The sequence below is a fragment of the Sporosarcina saromensis genome (assembly GCF_054901285.1).
The window spans coordinates 824,463-844,235 of record NZ_CM142738.1 but is presented as its reverse complement, the minus strand read 5'-3'; the positions used below and the strand labels follow the sequence as shown (position 1 = coordinate 844,235).

Here is a 19,773-nt window from a genome sequence, read left to right as displayed (position 1 = left end):
TTCATGCAGGGCTTCGATTAAAGAACTGTCCATATACGAATTGTGTTCCCTTTGTTCATTTCACTACTTCCAACAGCGAACGGGCTTTATTCACGGTTTCTTTATACTCCAATGAAGGAATTGACGCTTCTACGATACCTGCTCCAGCTTGCACAAACGCTTTCTTGTCTTTGACGAGCATCGTCCGAATTGTCAGCGCAAAATCAATATTGCCGTTTAAACCAATGTAGCCGATAGCCCCTCCGTAAATGCCACGCGGTTCCTCTTCCAATTGTGAAATAATATTCATCGCAAGCTTTTTCGGCGAACCTGTCACCGTTCCTGCCGGCAATGTCGCCTTCAGGGCATCGAGTGCGTGACGCCCAGGTGCTAATGTGCCCTCCACTTCCGACACGAGGTGCATGACATGTTCATACCGGACCGTTTGCAAGTAGTTGGATACGTTGACAGTCGCAGGATCACAAATTGTCTGCAATTCCTTTTCACTGACTGCGACTAACATGTCATGCTCGGACAACTCTTTCGGATCGTTCCGTAACTCCTCTTCAAGTGCAATATCTTCCTCTGTTGTCCGTCCACGCCTCCGGGTCCCTGCAATCGGGTTCGTCACCACTTGATTATTCGTCACCTTCACAAGACTTTCGGGCGATGCGCCGATGACGACATGATCGTCAAATTCCATGTAATACATATATGGCGAAGGATTTTGCTTTCGCAACTTACGATAGAGCGCGAATGGATCCCCTTCGATATCCGCTTCCAACTTGCGCGACAATACGACTTGCTCAACCGTTCCCGCAGCGATATATGCTTGCACTTGACGGACGCGATCCTCAAATTGCTGTTGAGACAGGGTGCACTGATAATCCGACACGGAAACCCCTCTTTCTTCCTCTACGTCGCCCGTCGTAATCAATTTCTCGAGCGCTTCTAAATCCGTCCGGCCATATTCGGCATGAATTTCCGTATGCAGCAACGTCACCTCATTTAACAAATGATCAAAGATGATGACCGTGTCGTAAACATTGAAATTTACATCCGGCAACTCCCCACGAACTGCATCCATCTCTTGTGCCGCGCCATACCCGACATAACCAACAGCCCCGCCCGTAAATGGATAGTCACCCTCTTCCGCAATCCGCGGCATCAACCGTTTGAGCATCGTATACAAATCCCCTTCATGCGTATACGTCCTCCCCGTCGCATACACAACCTCCTCGAGCTTCACAGCCGAACCACGATACGCCTTCACGGGATCAACCCCAATAAACGAATAACGCCCCGCCCCCTCATGCTGCGAAGAACTCTCCAACAAAAACCGGCAACGCCCCTTCAACCGCCTAAAAATCAACACCGGCGTCAACGAATCCCCCTCAACCTTCCGCCTCTTCACTCTCAAACTCATCTGCTCCATCCTCATCTCTCCTCTTCTCCTATTTTTGGTGTCAGTCCCCATCACAGCAGGGCTTCGCACTCGAAAACGACTGCTATCGATCATTTCCCAGGTTCTATCGATCACTTCCGGGAGTCTATCGATCACTTTTCTCGTTCTATCAATCACTTTCACAATTCTAATGACCATTTTAGGTCCCTCCACCCACGTTATCGGTGCCAGTCCCCCACACAATTCACACACAATTCCCCAATGCAAACGGGGCGACTCTACCGTTGCTCTAAACGCAAAAAAGTCCTCTGCAGTTGGACAGATTAGTCCAATTGCAGAGGACGAAGACCGGAGTCCCGCGTTGCCACCTCAATTTGAAGCCATACGAAAATAAGCTTCCACTCGGCGCGTCTAAAAAAGACGCTTCCCGTAACGCGGGAACAGCGTCCACCTGGAAACAGAAATTTCCAAGCAGCTCTCATAAGTCCATTCACATCGGCCGCGAATCAGTTTGCACCACCCACTGACTCTCTAAATACGCGTATCCGATGCTACTCCTCTTATTCAACAATTTTCTCAGCTATGCTCTTCTCAACTCGGCTCATCTGTTCTTAGGCGGCACCGCTCCCGGCACCTCTACCTATCCCGAACAAAAAAGTTGTATTTATTTTACTATTCACGCAGTCACTTGTCAACCACCCAATAAGATATGCAATGCCCCGACTTTGTATAACCCCTCTGCAAGCGGTACAATATAGAAAATCAATCTTGAAAAAGGTGACAATCTATGCGAATTAATAAATACCTAAGCGAAGCCGGTATCGTGTCAAGACGTGGTGCCGATAAATGGATCGAAGACGGACGTGTGACAATTAATGGTCAACCCGCAGAACTCGGCAGCCGAGTGGAACAGGGAGACACCGTGCATGTGGATGGCAAGCCCGTCAAAACTGAGGAGCAACTTGTCTACATCGCGCTCAACAAACCTGTTGGCATCACCAGCACGACGGAGCGCCATATCGAAGGGAACGTCGTCGATTTTGTAAATCACCCACTTCGCATCTTCCATATTGGCCGTCTCGACAAAGATTCTGACGGACTATTGCTTCTCACGAATGACGGCGACATTGTGAATGAAATCTTGCGCGAAGAACACGGTCATGAAAAAGAATATATCGTCACTGTCGACCGTCCACTTACAAAGGAATTCATTCAACAGATGGAGGCCGGCGTAGAAATCTTAGATACCAGAACAAAACCATGCAAAGTAAAACAATTAGGGCCGCGCAAATTTAACATCACACTAACACAAGGCTTAAATCGCCAAATCCGCCGCATGTGCTCGGCTCTCGGCTACAACGTCAGACGCTTGCAACGTACGCGCATTATGAATATTCACTTGGGCAATTTGCCTGTCGGTCAATGGCGAGACTTAACTACTCAAGAACGACAAGAAATGTTCCAGATGCTTGATTATGAACCGAAGCGGTAACGTACGGCTCTACTTACTGTAGAAACTGATTTCCGGGGAAATTGACATTAGCAGGATTGCTTACACGGGACCCACGTATGAAAGCATGTAAAAAATAAGATTTTTAAGGCGCGCATCGTGCAACTCAGTTCTCGAACGTTACTCTTGAATGATTGCAAAGCCCTTTCCCACCTGTGTTGGGAAGGGCTTTTTTGCGTTTGTGATCAATATTGCTTATGGAATGAAATATTTCGCTCTACTAGTGGATTCATCTATGAAAAGAAAGCTATCGTTCGGATAACATGTTTTTAAGGCACGCGTATGTTCACAAAAGAGTAGAGCCTTAGTTTATGTGTATGTTAACGACGCGGGAGACTGTAGAATTGGAGATCCCACGTCAATAAGTGCGTTAATGAAGTGCAAAATAAAAACATAAGAGATTCTGCATAAACCTCCATCATATAAACCTTTAGTTTCATATCTCTTTTCCCAAGACAGTTGTTTAGTTTTAAAATTACGACTATAGACCAATTCTTGCTAACTAGTTCATAAGGTATAATTTCTACTAATCAACTAGAAGAGGTGTGCAACTTGAAGAAGTTTATAAGATTAGACAGCATTCGAAAGAAAATCCTATTGGGTTTTGCAGTTTCCATTATTTTCACTGCAATCTATAGCTCTTTCATTTACTATACGAATAAAAAAGTAAATAAAGAGATTGAGCAAATGGTGAACGAGGAATTGCAGCTATTAACCGCATACGATAAAGTATCGGCTTCATTTCCAATACGACTTGGAGCAGTGAGAGGCTATTTATTATCCGGAAGTGCTCCCCTCAAAGGCGTTTTCGAGGACTATACTACTCTTGCAATGGACTATGAAGAGACGATTCGAAGTATTGATTCAAATGAAGAATTCGAGGCATTGATTAAGCGAACAGAAGCATGGCGCAACAGCATTAAAACAGATGTCTTTGATGTGTATGACAAAGGAAAAAAACAATTAGCCATACAGAACTCAATTGCACTAAGTAATGAAAGCAAAGAAATACACGCTGGTTTTGAAAAACTTTCGAATGAAAGTCATGAAGCCATGAAAAAAAAAGAGTGACCAAATCATTTCTGAAGGATCAGCGGCAATACGCAATGGTGTTATATTCTCTTGTTTCGTTACCATTATTTCTATTCTAATTGCCCTGCTAACAGCACGTGTCATTTCAAAACCTATTAACTTCTTTGCTTATCGAATGAAGTTAATTGCGAATGGAGACATTAGCCAAGAACTTCTCGTTACCAAGTCAGAAGATGAAGTGGGACAACTTGTCCAAGCCACAAATGATATGCAAGTAAAAATGCATACAATTCACAACCGAATTCATGAAGTGTCTAACACCGTGTTGGCACATAGTGAAGAATTGACGCAGTCATCTAACGAAGTGAAAGCAGGTTCCAATCAAATTGCAATGACGATGCAAGAGCTCGCTACAGGAACAGAAACACAGGCAACGAGTACGAGTAATCTTGTTTCCATCATGGACACATTTGCAGCGAAAGTGACAGAAACTAACGAGAACGGTATTGCCGTTCAGAAGTATTCTACTGACGTCATCCATATGACAACTGATGGTGCAGAAAAAATGGCTTCATCCGCAACCCAAATGGCGAAAATCAATCAACTCGTTCAAGAATCCGTACAAAAGGTAGAAGGATTAGATGTCCAATCACAAGAAATCACTAAATTAGTGACCGTCATCAATGACATTGCAGCGCAAACGAACTTGCTAGCATTGAATGCAGCCATCGAGGCAGCAAGAGCTGGTGAACACGGACGTGGATTCGCAGTCGTGGCGGATGAAGTACGGAGTTTAGCGGAGCAAGTCTCCCACTCGGTTACCGACATTTCCAGTATTGTTGATCGCATTCAAGGTGAAACAAGAAGCGTATCGAGCGGACTTGCCGAAGGCTATAAAGAAGTAGAACAAGGGACAGAACAGATTAAGTCTACAGAAGAGACGTTCAATCAAATTCGTGCAGCCGTTTCTGAGATGGACGCCAACATTAAGTCGGTCGGTCACAACTTGAATGAAATCGTCGGAAGCACAACTGTTATTAATACAACCATAGACGAAATCGCTGCGGTTTCTGAAGAATCAGCCGCTGGCGTGGAGCAAACTTCCGCTTCTGTTCAACAATCTGCAAGCTCAATGGAAGAAGTAGCAAACAGTTCAGCTGAACTCGCTAAACTATCTGAGGAGCTTAACAGTTTGGTGCGTCAATTTAAGTTGTAAAAAAACGAACTACGATAGCAAAACGTATAGACCGCATGCAAAGAGTGTTTTTCTCACTCGTTTGCATGCGGTTTCCTATTTTTGTATTCCATCTGCAAACCAAGTTCAGTGCCTGATTGGGTACATGGGAAGAGCATTTCATGGGTGTAAGTAATAATTATGAATACTTCACTGGTGGCGTTATTAATTGAAAAGTAGCATCCTTTGATGGAATAGGAAGCTGGTTTGTTACTTTTATCACCGAACAATTCATAATGACGTACATATATATGCTATAATTATGTCACAATACCACAAGAAAGGATGGGAACCTATGCCTGAAATTAGACCCATTAAAGACTTACGAAATACAACGGAGATTTCTGAACTATGTCACTCCATTCAAGAACCTGTATTCATTACAAAAAACGGATATGGTGATCTAGTCATCATGAGCATGGATACGTATGAACAGCAACTTAATCGGATTGACATACATCAAAAACTTTTAGAGGCCGAGATAGAAGTGCAAAACGGAGAGCCTCTACAAAGCGCGGAAAATGTATTCTCCAAGTTGAGAAATAAGCATGCGCTATGATGTACAAATCACAAAGAAAGCTACTGCTGATTTAGACGCTATTTATTATTATATCTCCAGTCAACTCGTTGCAAATAAAGCAGCGATTGATTTGCTTAACAGAATCGAAAATTCAATACTGGGCCTACAAGATTTTCCATGCGCCTACAGTCTTATGAAAGATGAACTACTTCAACTAAAAGGCTACAGGAAGCTAGTTGTGGGAAGCTATAGCATCTTTTATACTGTTATTGAAAAAGATAAGAGAGTCATTGTGATGCGAATACTTTATTCACGAAGAAACTACAACGAATTTTTATGAATGAAAAGCAGCCTCCCCTCTTTAAATAGGAAGCTGCTTTTGTCATTCTGTTCGTTTACACATTCACCATCTCTAAAAACTGTTTCGTTCGCTCATTTGTGGAACGATTAAAGAACGTATCAGGATCGGCATCTTCAATGATTCGTCCTTCATCGAGCATAATAATCCGGTCAGCGACTTCTTTGGCAAATTTCATCTCATGCGTCACGACGACCATTGTCATGCCTTCGTCTGCAAGGTCTTTCATTACCTGAAGCACTTCCCCGACCAATTCTGGATCGAGTGCGGACGTCGGTTCATCAAATAGAAGTGCCTTTGGCTCCATCGCAAGTGCCCGTGCGATAGCAACACGTTGCTTCTGTCCACCGGATAATTTGCTCGGATAGACATTCGCCTTGTCGGACAGCCCGACTTTTTCCAGCAACTCAAGCGCCAGTTGCTTCGCTTTTGCCTTACTTTCATTTTTAACAATTAACGGCGCTTCCATAATATTCTCAAGTACCGTCTTATGCGGGAACAAATTAAAATGCTGGAATACCATCCCGACTTCTGCACGCACTTTTGACAAATCATCCTTCTTCCTATCAATTGCACGGCCGTCAATCGTTATCGTCCCTGTTTCCGCCACTTCAAGGAAATTCAAGCAGCGGAGCAACGTACTTTTCCCGGAACCGCTCACCCCAACGAGGACGACCACTTCTCCTCGTTGAATGTCCACATCGATTCCCTTCAACACTTCCAATCTATCAAAGGACTTATGCAAATCCGTCGTTTTAATCATCTGAATTCCTCCCCATTACGATCCATCCACATTCAACTTGTTCTCATACAACCGCAACAACCATGTGAAGATGAGGACGAGCACTAGATAATACATACCGACGACAAGGAACGTCTCAAACTGCATGAAATTAGAAGCGGCAGCCCTGTTAGCCCGTCCGAACAGTTCGGAAACCCCGATCAAATACACTAACGACGAATCTTTCAATGTAATGATGAATTGGTTTCCGAGCGGTGGAATTGCGCGACGCAACGCTTGCGGAAAAATGATCCGTCGCATCGCTTGTGTCCGGTTCATACCAAGTGCAAGACTCGCTTCACGTTGCCCGCGATCGATGCCTTGAATGGCACCTCTGAAAATCTCGGCAATGTACGCACCATTATGAACCCCTAGCGCAATTGCTCCCGCCCAGAAATTCGACAGAACGACAATTGACGTAATCCCGAAATATAAAAACATGATCTGCACAATCAGCGGCGTACCACGGATTATCGTAATATACAAATTGGCAATCGTCTGCAAGATTTTAGACTTCGAAATCTTCATTAACCCAAAGACGATCCCAAACAGCGTACCCAACACTATCGCAACAGCTGTAACTTCCAACGTAACGAGTACCGCTTTTAAGAAACCTTCATACGTACTCATAAATACATCAGTTAATTTTACAAATATGTCAGGCACTCAGCATTCCCTCTTCCTCTACCAGAATCCGCACTCATTCCAACAACTCCGCATCTTCCAAATCGATGTCCAATAGATTGCGATCGAACCACTTTTTCGAGATTTCATCATAAGTACCGTCATCGATAATTTCTTGAAGCGCTTTGTCAATCGCGTCACGGAGCTTTTCGTTATCCTTCTTCACCGCAATCGATGGTTGTTCTACCCACAGCGGATTTCCAACTTCCTTAATCGCAAATCCATTGTCGATTGCCTCAAAACCAACGATATCTGCTGTAATGACGGCATCTAAACGGTTCTCGATTGTCAGATCTTGCAACGCGACGACATCACTTGCGTAATATTGGATGTCATCGGATAACGTTTTTGCAGGCTCTTCATACGTAGATTGAGAGACTACGCCAATTTTCTTCCCCTTCAAATCTTCTGGTGATTTAATATCATTGTTATCTTTCGCGACCCAAATCATGCCACCTGAATAATAGTAGGGTTCCGTGAATGCCGCTTGTTTGGCACGTTCCTTCGTATAAGCCATCGACCCGATAATCGCGTCGTATTTATTAGCCACAAGTCCTTGAAGAATCGTTTCGAATGGGTTGGTCACCGGATTAGGTTCAAGGCCCATCTTTTCAGCAATTGCCGCCCCGATTTCCATGTCAAAACCCGTCAATTCACCATTCTCTTCAAAGTTGAACGGCTTATATACCCCACTTGCCGCGTAAGTCAATTTCCCTTTCTTCACAAGCCCGTATTCATTGTCACCTGCAGCATTATTCTTGTCCTCCCCACATGCTGCCAACACGAGCATCGTTGCCATTAGTAAGAATAATAGCGTTTTCAATTTTCCCATCTAACAAACTCCCTTTCCCAGCCGGCTTTCACCCCAACTTTTTTTTGGCTCACTAACTCACTTACCCTGCTTTTTCTACAATAAACATAATTTTTCTAAAAGAATCTTATTTCGTTTGTATCTAGGAATCTAGGGAATAAGGAGAAAGCAAGTTGTTAATTGTATGTGAAATTCTTGATATGTATGTAAAAGGCGGTGACTTTTATCCTTATGGAACGTGTAAAAAGCGAAGAACAAATTTTACGAGCAATCATCCATACAGTAAAAGAAGGACAACCAGATACGTTCAAAAAAATCATTCAGGAGCTTTCCCCTTATGAACTAGCCATGCATTACAGAGCACTCCCGAAAAAACGCAAGCCCCTGTTTTTAGAATGGTTGCACATCGATGAACTCGTTGCACTGCTTGAAAACTTATCAAAAACTGCGCAACTTGAAGTATTAAAAATCATCGGCCCTTTGCGCGCTACGGAACTGTTGGATGTTATGAAAAGTGATGATGTGGCATTGTTACTAACGGACTTGCCTGAAAAGGAAGTGGAGCGGTTAATCGCTGAAATGCGGGCTGAAGGAAAGAAAGCAATCCGGAAAAAGATGAAGTATCCGAAGAAATCCGCAGGACGGGCAATGATTGACCAATACGTTTGGGTTCACCAGTCCTATTCAGTAGAAAAGACGATTGCCAAGTTGAAGCATTTCAAGAAATACGCTGATTTCTTGAATTATGTCTATGTCATTGATGATCAGAAGCGTTTGATTGGCGTTGCTTCGTACCGCGATTTGCTGTTATGCGATTTGCCCTGTTCGATTGCCGATGTAATGACAACAGATATATATAAAGTCCACGAATTGACGAAACAGAGTGAAGTTGCAAAGATGATCGGCAGCCACGATTTTCTATCTGTCCCCGTCGTCAACGATGAGGGGATTCTTGTCGGTATCATCACTGCTGACGACGTACTTGACATTGTCATGCGCGAAGCAAACGAGGACATTGAAATGCTTTTCGCTTCAGGGAAGGAAATCGACTTCCATACAAAACCGTTCGTCGCAACTTATAAACGATTACCATGGCTTGTGCTACTGCTCTTTATCGGACTTGTTTCCGGCAGTATCATCGCTAAATTCGAAGCGACACTTGAAGCAGTCGTCGCACTTGCCTTTTTCATGCCGATGATTGCAGGAATGACCGGCAATACCGGCACCCAATCACTCGCCGTCGTCGTACGCGGGCTTGTGAAAGAGGAGCTGACTACGAAAAAGACCGTCAAGCTCATACTCCGGGAGCTCCTCGTCGGCATCATGCTCGGTATTATTTGCGGTGCCGTCATTTCCATCATCGCCTACATTTGGCAAGGCAGCTTCACACTCGGACTCGTCGTCGGCGCATCACTTATCGCAACATTAATCATCGGCACACTCGCCGGTACAATCATTCCATTAATCCTAAACCGATTCAACGTCGACCCGGCCGTCGCATCAGGCCCCCTCATTACGACGATTAATGACATCCTATCCCTACTCATCTATTTCGGCATCGCCACCCTCTTCATCGAAAAACTCATGTAAAAAGGACAGGCACCGACACAATTCCGAATTAGCGGAATTGTGCAGGTGCCTGTCCCCATTTTTCCGGTTTTCCGGAATTCCTTGTACTTTTATCGAGTTTCTACTTTTTGAAGCATTGTGCCGTGTTGTTGGAGGTTTGTGTGCCATGCGAACGCTTTTTCAAGAACGTGTGGCGTGTGGCCGCCTCTCTCCAATGCTTCATGGTAGTAGGCCCATAACTGTTCACGGTACATCGGGTGTGCACAGTTACCGATGATGAGTCCGACGCGTTCCCTTGGCGCAAGTCCTCGTAAGTCTGCATAGCCATGTTCCGTGACGATAACGTCGACATCATGCTCGGTATGGTCTACGTGTGAGACAAAAGGAACGACACTGGAAATATCACCGTTTTTGGCAATCGATTTCGTTACGAAAATTGCTAGGCGGGCATTTCTAGCGAAGTCACCTGAACCGCCAATGCCGTTCATCATTTTTGTACCCGTCACATGTGTCGAATTGACATTGCCATAAATATCGAGTTCCAATGCTGTATTAATTGAAATTAAACCGAGACGACGAATAATTTCCGGATGGTTGGAAATTTCTTGTGGTCGCATAATTAATTTATCACGATACCGGTCTAAGTTATTGAACACCTTTTCCATTTTCTCCTGCGACAATGTAATCGATGCACAAGACGCGGATCGGATTTTCCCTGCGTCAATTAAGTCAAAAACGGCGTCTTGCAACACTTCCGAATACACTTCGAGGTCTTCGAATTCCGAATTCAATAAACCGTGAAGCACAGCATTCGCTTGCGAGCCGATGCCTGATTGAAGAGGCGCCAAATGATTCGTTAATCTCCCTGCTTCCACTTCCGAGCGGAGGAAGGACAGTAAATGCTCGGCCATCACTTCCGTGTCATGATCAGGTTGTGTAATGGTAGAGGCAGAATCTTGTTGGTGCGTAAATACGATCCCCTTTACCTTAGCGATATCGATTGGGATACCAATTGTTCCAATACGATCATCCACTTTTGTGAGCGGGATCGGATTCCGTTCACCTTGTACGCCCGGGTCGTAAAGGTCATGCACACCTTCCCATTGCGTCGTATGTGCTGTATTTATTTCAATAATGATGTTTTTTGCGTGCTTCGCAAACGAGTAAGAGTTCCCGACAGACGTTGAAGGAATGATCATACCATCCTCTGTAACTGAAACCGCTTCCAAAATCGCAAAGTCAATCGAGTCCGTTACACCCGTACGAATCCATTCAGCTGTATGTGATAAATGATGATCGACGAACAGGAGACCGCCGTTATTAATCTCGTTACGCATCGCTTTTTCTGCCTGGAACGGCAATCGCTTATTGATGATGCCTGCTTCCGCAAACAATTTATCGATATTTGAGCCTAATGAAGCGCCAGTAAATACATTCACTTTGAATTTCTCAGTTTCTGCACGTTTCACGAGCGCCATTGGAACCGCTTTCGCGTCGCCCGCACGTGTGAAACCACTTAGACCTAGCGTCATACCGTCTTTAATCCAAGACGCAGCCTCTTCAGGAGACACGACGACATCTCTTAGCTTTTCAATCCTGATGCGATTCATATCTGTACCCATTCAACAACTACCCCTTTTCATAACTTTTAGATAATCGTATCGCATCCAGCAGCATGAAAGGGGGTTTATTGAATACAACAGAAGATTTTTGATTGGAACGGTTCATGCAATGGTTAAAGCAGAAGATTTTCGATTACTAGAAACCTAATAGCTTTCGAAAGTAGCTCGAGTAGGACTGACTAACCGGGATTTTCGTCCCGTCGTTCATTGATAGCATGAACGTCGAATGCGTATCTGGGTAAATTGCCGAGATATGATTGACGTTAACAATGAAAGACCGATGACATCGAATGAACTGCTCATGTGGCAATACAAACTCGAAGTTTTGTAACGAATTTTTATGGGTACCAGTTATACGATCAGACACAACAACTGTTTTGCGATCTCGGACTTCCATGTATTTCACTTCGGAAAACGGAATCGGTATCCATCCGTCCATTGTTTTTACGGTGACGACCGACTTCCCTTCCGTATATGCAGGGTAAATGGCAACGACACAACCATCGAGTACCCCATCGTCATAAAATGGAACCGCCATGCCGTGATAAGGCACCCCAAATACATCACGGTGAATAAATTCGGATACTTTCTGCCCTTCCGACAACGCTTTGTGCGCAATCGTACCTTCTTTTACAGGGTCACCTGGTTTAATTTTCAAATCAATCCGCTTGCTCGGACGGTAATACATATATTCTTTCGTGTTCGACACGACAATTGAAATTTCATCTGCAAACAATTCTCCAACGACATTTAATAGAGAATCTAGATTTAACATAACGAATACTACTCCTTTTTGATGAATAACTACTATCCAAATAAACACATTTTTGTACGTAAACGCTTCTAGAAGAAGTTTTCATGTACTTCTATTAACTTTTCCATTATAATGAAAGTCAATTCAATACAAAATATTATAACAACACTGAAATTCCAGTTAATGAGGGGGAGTTACAATGCACATTCGAGATTTAATCGTAGAAAGATTAGCAGTAGCAACCGTAAAGGCCGATCAAAGCGCAGCTGAAACGCTCGCTAAAATTAACGAAACGGGTTTTCGTTGCATCCCTGCGGTAGATGATGAAGACAACTACAAAGGGATGATTTATAAAGTCGACCTGTTGTCGTACCTGTATGAAGAAAAAGGGGACGACTCCCATTCTATCAACCATTTGCTGAAACACCAAGACATCTATCTTGCCGAAGATGCTTCTTTCTTAAGCGCATTGTTGAAGATTAAAGCATTGCCATTCATTAGCGTTGTGGAGAACGGGAAATTACTCGGCATCATTACACATAACAAGATTGAAAGTGTACTAGAAGATGCGTTTGGATTAAAAACAGGTGGCATCAATATCACCCTCGCGTCAACGGAAGCACGTGGAATGATCCGCAAACTGACAACAACCTTAAAAGATGAAAATATTGAAGGGATGCTGACATTGGATAACGGGTCAGCACTCGCAAGAAGGGTCGTTCTCACATTAGAAGATGGAAAATCCGATGAAGAGATGAAAAAAATGCGCGACAAACTAGAAAAGAACGGTTTCCGTATTTTACAAATGCACCGAATTGGTTTTAAGTAATGGAGAAGACTGCTTCCGATTGACTCGGAAGCAGTTTTTTTAGGTTAATATCGTGAATAAAACGCAGGAGAGAATGTAATGCAATTTTATCATAATCCACGAATCGCCTTTCTCATCAATGACTTAACTGCCGTTGATGAGCACGATCAGGAACGAATTTATTTTTTTGAAAAAGGTTATGTAAAAGTACTTGGTGAATTTGAAAATGAAAAATATAGTGGAGGAAAAGCTTATATCATTTTTAATGATGAGGACGTACTGTCTGTAGCAACAAATGTATTACGTTTTACGGATAAGGAAGTACATTAATAAATTACATATGTGGTTGGGACAAAACCGTTGCTTAAAGCGCTTGAACCAACGAAATTTCGTCCCAACCTATCAAGACTATTAATTTCTACCTTAAACCAGTTGACTCTCTGGTTTAGGTACCATTCGAAGTAATAGTCCACCGATGATGAACAGGATAACGAGACTGAATACCCCGTATGCGGAACTTCCCGTCATTTGTGCTGTAACTCCTACTAATAACGGTCCCATTACAGACGCAAACTTACCAAAAATATTATAAAAACCAAAGAATTCATTAGATTTTTCTTTTGGTACGAGCTGTGCAAAATAGGATCGACTTAGTGCTTGAATACCACCTTGTGAAGTAGCCACAAGCATGGCGAGAATCCAGAAGTCTAGCGTTGTCGATAAGAAAAACGCGTATATACAAATGACAATGTATACAAAAATCCCCACGTACAACATCGTCTTTATTGAAAACTTATGTGCCAATTTCCCGTAAATAATCGAGAATGGTGCAGCCACTATTTGTGTAACTAATAAAACGATTAATAAATCCGTCGCCCCAATACCTAAATCTGTCCCATATGCAGTGGACATGCTAATGATTGTTCCTACGCCATCAATATAAAAGAAATAGGCGAGTAGGAAAATGAAAACGGTCCGATACTTCCTAATTTCCTTAAATGTATTGCCTAAACGTCTAAAACTCCCTGCAATTATATTCGGCTCACGCTCAATCGCATACACTTGTACTACATTTCTCAACATTGGAATGGTGAATGTAAACCACCATATCCCTGTAATGACAAATGCCAGTTTAGTAGCAATGGCCATCGGAAGAGGAATCACACCTTTTTCCGACAATAAAATAATCGCGATACTAATGACGAATGGAATGACACTACCGATGTACCCTAATCCGAATCCACGTGCCGATACTTCATTCATCTTCTCTTCCGATGTAACGTCAACTAAAAAAGCATCATAGAAAATATTCGCCCCATGGAAACCGATAGATGTAATTACATAAATAATTAATAACGGTAACCAGGAACCTTCTGGTACAAAAGCTAGCGACACGGTAGAAGCTGATCCAATAAAGAAAAATGCGAAGAAAAATTTCTTCTTCAATCCTCTGTAATCCGCAATCGTCCCTAAAATCGGCCCAATCATCGCCAAAATGAATGTTGCGATTGCCACCGTATACCCTAAATAAGCAGTGGACATATTCGACTCAATGCCCGCGTCCGTTGCAACAGATTTAAAGAATATCGGGAATATAGCCGTCGTAATAATGATTGAATATGCAGAGTTCCCCCAGTCGTAAAACATCCAGCTATTTTCCGTTTTCGTATACTTCCTCTTTTTCACTCAACCCACCCCTTTCTCTCTTACTAGTAAGTGTACAATTATTCTCAGAGAAACAGTAGTGAAACTTGCAAATTATTACTATTCATTAACATAGAGGGGTGGGCGTTGCGATGCGACCACTTTATGTTGTGTTACAAGACGATTACGTTGTGTTACAAAGCGTTTATGTTGTGTTGCGGCGCGAGCGTTGCGATACGACCGCTTTATGTTGTGATACGAAATGCTTACGTTGTGTTGCAAAGCGTTTATGTTGTGTTACGGCGCGAGCGTTGCGATGCGACCGCTTTGCGTTGCCGCCCACACCCCCTCACCATCACACCGCCATCATCTTCCTTTTCCCTCCATTTTATGTTATAGTTGCGCGTAAATTAGGTTCGTTGGTCGGATGGGGGAGATTGGGTGGAGGCGAAGAAAATGCGGTTGTCGGTGACGATGTTGGCAGGGTTTCAGTGGTTGTTTTTTCTATTTGCCAATACGGTTGTCATTCCGATATCGGTCGGCGCAGCGTTTGAAATGGATCAGGTTGAAATTGTTTCTGCCATTCAGCGCTCCTTTATTGTGACGGGCGTTGCGTGTATTTTACAAGGCTTCATCGGTCATCGTCTTGCTTTGATGGAAGGGCAATCGGGTTTATGGTGGGGCGTCATTTTAAGCTTAGCGAGTACGGCGAGTGCAATGGGGCTTGAGCTGACGGCTGTTGGAGGAAGTATTGCTGTTGGAGCGATGCTTTCCGGAGCACTCGTTGCGGTTTTTGGGTTGCTCGGCATTGCAGAGATATTGAAAAAGTGGTTTACGCCTGCTGTCATGTTCGTCTTTCTCTTACTGTTAGCCAATCAATTAATCTCGATTTTCTTAAAAGGAATGGTTGGACTTAGTACAGGGGACGTCATTGATTTACGCATGACGATCTTTTCATTCACCTTAGCCGCGTTCACGATCCTCGTTCATGTCAAAGGGAACCGTATTTTAAGCAGTATGAATCTACTGATTGGTATGGTGGTCGGTTGGTGCGCCGCCGCGCTGCTGTTCCCTGGAGAAACTGTCGAGGCGATTCACACAACGCCATTCCGCACTTGGTTTCCGTTGGGAAATCCGACGCTTGAATGGGGCATTGTCATTACGGTGACAGTGACCGGGCTGTTGAATACGACGAATTCTGTCGCTACGTTGAAGGGAGCCGAAGATATATTTGAAAAGGAGACGACGCGGTTTCAATACCGTTCTTCCTTTTTCATCACAGGTATTTTCACGACAATCGCAGGGATGCTTGGACTTGTCCCATACGCACCTTACGCGTCATCGTTAGGGTTTCTGCAATCGACAGGTATTCGTGAGCGGGCACCGTTTTTCATAGGATCTGCATTGTTCGTCTTCCTTGGTCTCATGCCCGATCTGACCGCATTTTTCTCGACAATTCCACCAAGCGTGGGCAATACGGTTTTGTTCGTCGCGTACTTGCAGTTATTCCGCTCAGCTTTGCGGAATGTCGAGGGGCTTTCGTTTGATCCGAAAACAATATACCGAGTTGCGTTGCCGAGTTTAGTCGGCTTATCGATTATGATGGTGCCAATAGAAGTCTTTTCTGAACTCCCTGAGCTCCTGCAACCGTTGCTCTCCAACGGCTTGCTAATGGGCATTCTGGCGGTACTCCTAATGGAATTGTTCTATTGGTTCGGCCCGCGAATTCCTCGCTTGGCAATAAAGAAATAAATTGAGGTGCACTATGTACAAAACAATCGGAGTTGTGGCGCATGTCGATGCGGGTAAAACAACATTCTCTGAACAACTTCTTTTTCATACACAAAGCATACGAAAACGGGGTCGTGTCGATCATCAGGATGCGTTCCTTGATAGTCATTCAATTGAACGAAATCGTGGCATTACGGTGTTTGCGGATCAAGCGAACTTCACGTTTAACGGTACGACGTATACCCTAATCGATACACCAGGGCACGTCGATTTCTCCCCTGAGATGGAACGCGCCATCCAAGTGATGGATTATGCAATTATCATCATTAGTGCAGCAGATGGCGTCGAGGGGCATACGGAAACGGTGTGGCAACTGTTGCAAAAACATCGTGTGCCAACGTTCTTCTTTTTGAATAAAATTGACCGGGAAGGTGTCGATGCAGCTACTGTTGTGAATGAAGTGAAAGGCAGTTTATCTGACAACGTATTCAATATAGCTGAACTGACAGCAGACGACATGACGGAAACACTCATAGAATTTATTGCGGAACGCGATGAAGCATTGCTTGAACGCTATATGGAAGGTGCATATGATTTTGATGTTTGGCTGGATGCATTGACACGGATGATTCGCGACTGTGAAGTCTTTCCCTATGGATTGGGATCAGCATTGAAGGATATTGGCGTGATGGAGTTTCTCGAACGCTTCGATCGACTTTCAACGACGATGTACGCGAATAACGATGAATTTGCAGCACGTGTCTACAAAATCAGGCATGATGAGAACGGGCATCGGATCACGTTTGTAAAGGTTTTGCAAGGCGAGTTGCGCGTCCGCGATGAAGTGACGTATGGAGATACGGTCGAGAAGATTACGCAAATTCGCTCTTACAATGGCACGAAATATGACTCGAGAGATTCAGCACAAGCAGGCGAGATTGTTGCGGTGATGGGGATATCCGAAGCAGCTGCAGGAGATCCAATTGGTGCACTGACGGAGAAATCGACGTTCGACTTACTACCAACGTTGAAGGCAAAGGTGATTTTCGATTCTTCAATCCATGTAAAAGAAGTACTTCGTAGCTTTATGATGCTTGATGCGGAGGACCCTTCGCTACATGTGGGTTGGGATGAGCACGTTCAAGAAATCCACGTGCATGTAATGGGCGTCATTCAACTTGAAGTGCTGAAGCAGATTGTCATGGATCGCTTCCAATTCGATGTTTCTTTCGGTGACCCGAAAATCTTGTACAAAGAGACGATCCGTTCAACGGTTACGGGTTACGGGCATTTCGAGCCGTTGAAGCATTACGCAGAAGTCCATCTGAAAATGGAGCCCTCGATGCGAAATAGCGGCATTGCTTTTGTGAATGCTTGTCATGCAAATGATTTATCCATCGGGCATCAGAATTTAGTACGAAGTCATTTGTTTGAACGGCCACATCACGGTTTATTGACCGGCTCGGCGTTAACGGATGTGACATTTACGTTGCTGACAGGTAGAGGTCATATTGAACATACGTCTGGCGGGGATTTTAGAGAAGCGACATTCCGCGCGCTTCGTCAAGGACTCGAAAAGGCCGATAACATTCTGCTTGAGCCGTATTATGATGTGAAGATTAAAGTGGATACGGAGCATATTGGTCGCATCCTTTCAGATATCCAGCAAGCGTCCGGCAGTTTTGAACCGCCTGAGATGATCGGTGCGAAAACCGTCATTACTGGGCGCGTTCCTGTTGCAACGTTCATGAACTACAGCACGACGTTCGCCTCCTTCACAAACGGAAAAGGTGCGTTGACGCTACAATTCGGCGGGTATGACGAGTGCCATAATACGGAAGAAGTCATTGAAGCGATTGGGTATAACAAAGACGCCGATCCCGAATACACGTCAACCTCAATTTTTTGCGCGAAAGGCAAAGGCTACCCTGTGCCGTGGGATGAGGCAGAAGCAGCAATGCACTTGTTGTAAAAAGGAAGTCTCCTCGGAGGCTTCTTTTTTTAGGTGAGAACGCGGAGAGTGTGTGTCGGTCTAAAGCGCTAAAATGGTTGATAGAATTGTGAAAGTGATTGATAGAACTCGTGAAATGATCGATAGATGCGAGAAAGTGATTGATAGAAGTACAAAAATGAAAGAGTGCTTCGTTTGGGGCGATCCGGTGTGGGCGCGGGACGTAACGCTTTTGGCACGAGAAGAACTGCTTCGAGCACGGAGCGAACCGCTATACGCGATTCATTCTCCTAACCGATAGATTAAAAAGCGTTCGTTTTCGTTCTTCTCATACAGTTGACGGACGCGTACTTCCTTCCATAACGTAAACGGGGTTTGGTGTTCAATGAACTGGACGTATTCGCTTGTCGGGTAATACAGAATGACATCGACGCCTCGTTCATTCCGCTCAGCTGACAGCAGAATATTTCCGATTACTTTCATAAAGATTTGAATGGAAAATGGATTGAAAAAGTAGAAGCGATTTTCAGTCGCACTTATGTCATAGGCTTCTGCGTAGCAGCGTTCAAAACGGATTGAACCGCCACTTCGTTTGTTTTTTCGTCGATAGTGGACGAGGTTTTCAATAGCATCCTGGTACAGTTGGCCGTTCATCTCGATGCCGGTTACGGATGCTTGAAAGTGATGATGGACGTAAAAGGAAACTCTTGCTTTTCCACAGCCAAAATCGACAAATCCGTCTGTCGATTGTATTGTATACTCGGTAAAGAGTTCGTCTAAAGCTTCATAGGGCGTTGCTTCATAGCGATTATAATGAGGGGATTGGTTCAATAACTCCAATGTACCTGCTGTTTTTATGCGGAGTAAATTGTCGCATGTTTTCTCTGTCACCGGTATTCCTCCGTTCTGTTGTTGCTCTATTGTACGTGAGTAGATGTGCGAAAAACAAGCATAAAAAAACACGGTTTTCCCAATGTGAACAAGGAAAACCGTGTGGATTGTCTTACAGAACTTCTGCCAAGAAATCAAGGAAGTCTTGACGATTCAAATAACCGATATAGGTTTTAACGACTTCCCCTTTATTGAACAAATATAAAGAAGGAAAAGCACTAATATCGTATTTAATTTGCACTGGATTTGATTTCGCTTCGTAGTCTTCGTATGTTACCCAATGTTTTACGAACTTTATTTTACCTTCTAATTCCTCAGCAACGTCTTCAAGAACTGGTTCGAATGCTTGGCATGGACCGCACTCATCTGTGAAGAAATCGACGAATACTGGTAGTTCACATTCTAACACTTCTTTTTGGAAATCATCTTTAGTAACTGTTTGTACGAATGACATTTCGTTTTCCCCCTTAAAGTAGAGCTTGCTAACAT

19 protein-coding genes and 1 other annotated feature are annotated in these 19,773 nt (G+C 43.9%); of the genes, 10 read left to right on the top strand and 9 right to left on the bottom strand.

Annotated elements, in window-relative coordinates:
- Positions 1 to 55: 55 nt before the first annotated feature.
- Positions 56 to 1,582, bottom strand: coding sequence for an anthranilate synthase component I family protein (locus tag ACVHUV_RS04050; RefSeq protein ID WP_462086199.1), 1,527 nt, complete (start codon positions 1,580 to 1,582; stop codon positions 56 to 58).
- A gap of 136 nt (positions 1,583 to 1,718) precedes the next feature.
- Positions 1,719 to 1,961, bottom strand: a binding site (T-box leader).
- A 210-nt stretch (positions 1,962 to 2,171) separates the two neighbouring features.
- On the opposite strand from ACVHUV_RS04050, the gene rluF reads away from it, so the two are divergent.
- The 5 genes from rluF to ACVHUV_RS04025 all read left to right on the top strand — a co-directional run bounded on the left by rluF (position 2,172) and on the right by ACVHUV_RS04025 (position 6,020).
- Positions 2,172 to 2,876, top strand: a complete 705-nt coding sequence (gene rluF, locus ACVHUV_RS04045) for a 23S rRNA pseudouridine(2604) synthase RluF (RefSeq protein WP_462086198.1) — start codon at positions 2,172 to 2,174, stop codon at positions 2,874 to 2,876.
- Between the two features lie 570 nt (positions 2,877 to 3,446).
- Positions 3,447 to 3,965 carry a CHASE3 domain-containing protein gene (locus tag ACVHUV_RS04040; protein ID WP_462086197.1) on the top strand — a complete coding sequence of 173 codons (519 nt, stop codon included), beginning with the start codon at positions 3,447 to 3,449 and terminating at the stop codon, positions 3,963 to 3,965.
- 4 nt (positions 3,966 to 3,969) lie between these two features.
- Positions 3,970 to 5,142, top strand: a complete 1,173-nt coding sequence (locus ACVHUV_RS04035; RefSeq protein ID WP_462086854.1) for a methyl-accepting chemotaxis protein — start codon at positions 3,970 to 3,972, stop codon at positions 5,140 to 5,142.
- Between the two features lie 313 nt (positions 5,143 to 5,455).
- Positions 5,456 to 5,719, top strand: a complete 264-nt coding sequence (locus ACVHUV_RS04030) for a type II toxin-antitoxin system Phd/YefM family antitoxin (RefSeq protein ID WP_371390691.1) — start codon at positions 5,456 to 5,458, stop codon at positions 5,717 to 5,719.
- Complete coding sequence (locus tag ACVHUV_RS04025; protein WP_462086196.1) at positions 5,709 to 6,020, top strand: type II toxin-antitoxin system RelE/ParE family toxin; 312 nt, start codon at positions 5,709 to 5,711, stop codon at positions 6,018 to 6,020. Before ACVHUV_RS04030 ends, ACVHUV_RS04025 begins: the two co-directional genes overlap by 11 nt.
- Before the next feature lie 55 nt (positions 6,021 to 6,075).
- Here the strand turns inward: ACVHUV_RS04025 and ACVHUV_RS04020 are convergent, their stop codons facing one another.
- The 3 genes from ACVHUV_RS04020 to ACVHUV_RS04010 all read right to left on the bottom strand — a co-directional run bounded on the left by ACVHUV_RS04020 (position 6,076) and on the right by ACVHUV_RS04010 (position 8,335).
- Entirely contained in the window at positions 6,076 to 6,801 is a 726-nt protein-coding gene (locus tag ACVHUV_RS04020) for an amino acid ABC transporter ATP-binding protein (protein WP_317943378.1), read from the bottom strand.
- Positions 6,802 to 6,816: 15 nt separating this feature from the next.
- Positions 6,817 to 7,449, bottom strand: coding sequence for an amino acid ABC transporter permease (locus ACVHUV_RS04015; protein WP_462086853.1), 633 nt, complete (start codon positions 7,447 to 7,449; stop codon positions 6,817 to 6,819).
- Positions 7,450 to 7,519: 70 nt separating this feature from the next.
- Positions 7,520 to 8,335, bottom strand: a complete 816-nt coding sequence (locus ACVHUV_RS04010; protein ID WP_317943377.1) for a transporter substrate-binding domain-containing protein — start codon at positions 8,333 to 8,335, stop codon at positions 7,520 to 7,522.
- Positions 8,336 to 8,545: 210 nt separating this feature from the next.
- On the opposite strand from ACVHUV_RS04010, the gene mgtE reads away from it, so the two are divergent.
- Positions 8,546 to 9,904, top strand: coding sequence for a magnesium transporter (gene mgtE / locus ACVHUV_RS04005; protein ID WP_462086195.1), 1,359 nt, complete (start codon positions 8,546 to 8,548; stop codon positions 9,902 to 9,904).
- A gap of 89 nt (positions 9,905 to 9,993) precedes the next feature.
- Here mgtE and scpC read toward each other — a convergent pair whose 3' ends face one another.
- The gene (gene scpC / locus ACVHUV_RS04000) at positions 9,994 to 11,505 is read right to left on the bottom strand and encodes a succinyl-CoA:acetate CoA-transferase ScpC (RefSeq protein ID WP_462086194.1); all 1,512 of its coding nucleotides are present in this window, start codon (positions 11,503 to 11,505) and stop codon (positions 9,994 to 9,996) included.
- A gap of 136 nt (positions 11,506 to 11,641) precedes the next feature.
- On the bottom strand, positions 11,642 to 12,280 hold the full coding sequence (locus ACVHUV_RS03995) for a LytTR family DNA-binding domain-containing protein (RefSeq protein WP_317943373.1): 639 nt from the start codon (positions 12,278 to 12,280) through the stop codon (positions 11,642 to 11,644).
- Positions 12,281 to 12,458: 178 nt separating this feature from the next.
- On the opposite strand from ACVHUV_RS03995, the gene ACVHUV_RS03990 reads away from it, so the two are divergent.
- Positions 12,459 to 13,088: a CBS domain-containing protein gene (locus ACVHUV_RS03990; RefSeq protein WP_462086193.1), complete on the top strand. Its 630-nt coding sequence runs from the start codon at positions 12,459 to 12,461 to the stop codon at positions 13,086 to 13,088.
- Between the two features lie 78 nt (positions 13,089 to 13,166).
- The gene (locus ACVHUV_RS03985) at positions 13,167 to 13,397 is read left to right on the top strand and encodes a hypothetical protein (RefSeq protein ID WP_371390698.1); all 231 of its coding nucleotides are present in this window, start codon (positions 13,167 to 13,169) and stop codon (positions 13,395 to 13,397) included.
- Positions 13,398 to 13,490: 93 nt separating this feature from the next.
- Here ACVHUV_RS03985 and ACVHUV_RS03980 read toward each other — a convergent pair whose 3' ends face one another.
- The gene (locus tag ACVHUV_RS03980; RefSeq protein WP_462086852.1) at positions 13,491 to 14,714 is read right to left on the bottom strand and encodes an MFS transporter; all 1,224 of its coding nucleotides are present in this window, start codon (positions 14,712 to 14,714) and stop codon (positions 13,491 to 13,493) included.
- Between the two features lie 438 nt (positions 14,715 to 15,152).
- Between ACVHUV_RS03980 and ACVHUV_RS03975 the strand changes: the two genes are divergently transcribed.
- Positions 15,153 to 16,463, top strand: coding sequence for a uracil/xanthine transporter (locus tag ACVHUV_RS03975; protein WP_462086192.1), 1,311 nt, complete (start codon positions 15,153 to 15,155; stop codon positions 16,461 to 16,463).
- A 13-nt stretch (positions 16,464 to 16,476) separates the two neighbouring features.
- Complete coding sequence (locus ACVHUV_RS03970) at positions 16,477 to 18,414, top strand: GTP-binding protein (RefSeq protein WP_462086191.1); 1,938 nt, start codon at positions 16,477 to 16,479, stop codon at positions 18,412 to 18,414.
- Between the two features lie 261 nt (positions 18,415 to 18,675).
- Here ACVHUV_RS03970 and ACVHUV_RS03965 read toward each other — a convergent pair whose 3' ends face one another.
- Positions 18,676 to 19,284, bottom strand: a complete 609-nt coding sequence (locus tag ACVHUV_RS03965; protein ID WP_462086190.1) for a class I SAM-dependent methyltransferase — start codon at positions 19,282 to 19,284, stop codon at positions 18,676 to 18,678.
- A gap of 112 nt (positions 19,285 to 19,396) precedes the next feature.
- Positions 19,397 to 19,738 carry a thioredoxin family protein gene (locus ACVHUV_RS03960; protein ID WP_317943362.1) on the bottom strand — a complete coding sequence of 114 codons (342 nt, stop codon included), beginning with the start codon at positions 19,736 to 19,738 and terminating at the stop codon, positions 19,397 to 19,399.
- Between the last annotated feature and the right edge of the window lie 35 nt (positions 19,739 to 19,773).

Coding starts and splice junctions, on each gene's coding strand:
- ACVHUV_RS04050 (WP_462086199.1), bottom strand. CDS start 1,582: ATGGTCATTAGAATTGTGAAAGTGATTGATAGAACGAGAAAAGTGATC.
- rluF (WP_462086198.1), top strand. CDS start 2,172: ATGCGAATTAATAAATACCTAAGCGAAGCCGGTATCGTGTCAAGACGT.
- ACVHUV_RS04030 (WP_371390691.1), top strand. CDS start 5,456: ATGCCTGAAATTAGACCCATTAAAGACTTACGAAATACAACGGAGATT.
- ACVHUV_RS04025 (WP_462086196.1), top strand. CDS start 5,709: ATGCGCTATGATGTACAAATCACAAAGAAAGCTACTGCTGATTTAGAC.
- ACVHUV_RS04020 (WP_317943378.1), bottom strand. CDS start 6,801: ATGATTAAAACGACGGATTTGCATAAGTCCTTTGATAGATTGGAAGTG.
- ACVHUV_RS04015 (WP_462086853.1), bottom strand. CDS start 7,449: ATGAGTACGTATGAAGGTTTCTTAAAAGCGGTACTCGTTACGTTGGAA.
- ACVHUV_RS04010 (WP_317943377.1), bottom strand. CDS start 8,335: ATGGGAAAATTGAAAACGCTATTATTCTTACTAATGGCAACGATGCTC.
- mgtE (WP_462086195.1), top strand. CDS start 8,546: ATGGAACGTGTAAAAAGCGAAGAACAAATTTTACGAGCAATCATCCAT.
- scpC (WP_462086194.1), bottom strand. CDS start 11,505: ATGGGTACAGATATGAATCGCATCAGGATTGAAAAGCTAAGAGATGTC.
- ACVHUV_RS03995 (WP_317943373.1), bottom strand. CDS start 12,280: ATGTTAAATCTAGATTCTCTATTAAATGTCGTTGGAGAATTGTTTGCA.
- ACVHUV_RS03990 (WP_462086193.1), top strand. CDS start 12,459: ATGCACATTCGAGATTTAATCGTAGAAAGATTAGCAGTAGCAACCGTA.
- ACVHUV_RS03985 (WP_371390698.1), top strand. CDS start 13,167: ATGCAATTTTATCATAATCCACGAATCGCCTTTCTCATCAATGACTTA.
- ACVHUV_RS03980 (WP_462086852.1), bottom strand. CDS start 14,714: ATGTTTTACGACTGGGGGAACTCTGCATATTCAATCATTATTACGACG.
- ACVHUV_RS03970 (WP_462086191.1), top strand. CDS start 16,477: ATGTACAAAACAATCGGAGTTGTGGCGCATGTCGATGCGGGTAAAACA.
- ACVHUV_RS03960 (WP_317943362.1), bottom strand. CDS start 19,738: ATGTCATTCGTACAAACAGTTACTAAAGATGATTTCCAAAAAGAAGTG.